The following is a 1390-nucleotide window of genomic DNA, read 5'->3' on the forward strand; positions in this document are numbered from 1 at the left end:
CATGACCCCGGTGAGGGCCCCGGCGAGCATGCCCACCCGCTCGACGTGGCGGCGAACCCCCACGATGTGCACGACCCGGGTGCCGTCGCCGCGGGCGGACGTGACGGCCCGGCAGTGCATCGCGGCGGCGAGGGCGGCCACCAGTCCCACCTGGTCGGGTTGATAGCTCCCGGAGATCACGTGGTCGATGACCGCCACCTCGGCGGCGGCGGTATCCGGACCGGTCCGCGCGAGCGCCTCGTCGACGCCGTACTTGGCGAGCAGGGCGTAGGCACGCTCGAGCAGGACCTCGGCCTCGGGCGTGCCCGCCACGCTCTCGGCTTTGGCGAAGAGTTTGCGGACCCTGTCCAACGCCTTCTCTGACGAGGGGGGCCCGGCGCCCTCGTGCCCGTCCTGCGATCGGGTCTGCGAGGTGCCCTGCGAGGTGTTGTGGGAGGTGTTGTGGGAGGTGTTCACTGTCTGCTCCTGATCGTCTCGGCCGTTCGGCGGAACCGATACTCGCACAGGTGTACGACACAGTCGGTGCGGACGGCCGCGCCGTCCCAGGTCAGCGGTGCAGGAACCAAGTGTGGTCGAGCGGGCCGGAACCGCGGCCGACCTCCAGGGTGAGACCGCCGTGGAGGGCCCCGTCGATCCACGGGCGGACGCGGCGGTAGGCCGCCTCCCAGTCCCTCTCCCCCACCCGCGCGGTGGCCAGCGCCGAGGACAACGAACACCCGGTGCCGTGCGTGTGCGGGGTGTCGACGCGGACGAACGGCAGACGCAGCGTCGTGCGTCGGTCCCCCTCGGACTCCACCAGCACGTCCTCCGCACTGCCGTCGTCCAGATCGCCCGTGGTGGCGAGCACCGCGCAGCCGGTCTGCTCGTGCACGAGCTCGGCCTGCCCGACGATCGTCTCGATGTGCTCCGCGGGCTCGCCGCCACACAGCACCGCGAGTTCGGGGACATTGGGCGTCACCAGGTCCGCCAGCGGGACGAGGTCCCGCAGCATCCGCGCCGCGTCCTCACTGGCCAGCCGGCCTCCGGTGGTGGCCACCATCACCGGGTCGAGGACGACGTGGGGTGGACGACGACGACGAAGCCAGTCGCCGACCGCCTCCACCAGAGCGGCCTCACCGAGCATGCCGATCTTGACGGCGTCGATCGTCACGTCATTGGCGACGGCGTCGAGCTGGGCGATCACGTCGTCGACGGGCACGGCGTGCACCCCGGTCACCCCGACGGTGTTCTGGATCGTGACCGCGGTGACGGCACCCATTCCGTACCCGCCCATCGCGGCGACGGCCTTGGTGTCGGCGAGCAACCCGGCGCCGCCGGACGGGTCCGTGCCCGCGATGCACAGGACCCGCGGCACCCGTGCACCGGCGGGGCGTCGGCCGTCAGCCACGCA

2 protein-coding genes are annotated in these 1390 nt (G+C 72.2%); both read right to left on the reverse strand.

Features of this window, described 5'->3' with window-relative positions:
* Positions 1-456: DUF2786 domain-containing protein (locus G6020_RS08630; protein ID WP_182610338.1), on the reverse strand; the 456-nt coding region annotated here is incomplete at its 3' end.
* A 91-nt stretch (positions 457-547) separates the two neighbouring features.
* Positions 548-1387: a bifunctional hydroxymethylpyrimidine kinase/phosphomethylpyrimidine kinase gene (gene thiD, locus G6020_RS08635; protein WP_067714077.1), complete on the reverse strand. Its 840-nt coding sequence runs from the start codon at positions 1385-1387 to the stop codon at positions 548-550.
* Between the last annotated feature and the right edge of the window lie 3 nt (positions 1388-1390).

It is taken from the genome of Dietzia sp. B19 (genome assembly GCF_014145155.1).
Classification (GTDB): Bacteria; Actinomycetota; Actinomycetes; order Mycobacteriales; family Mycobacteriaceae; genus Dietzia; species Dietzia natronolimnaea.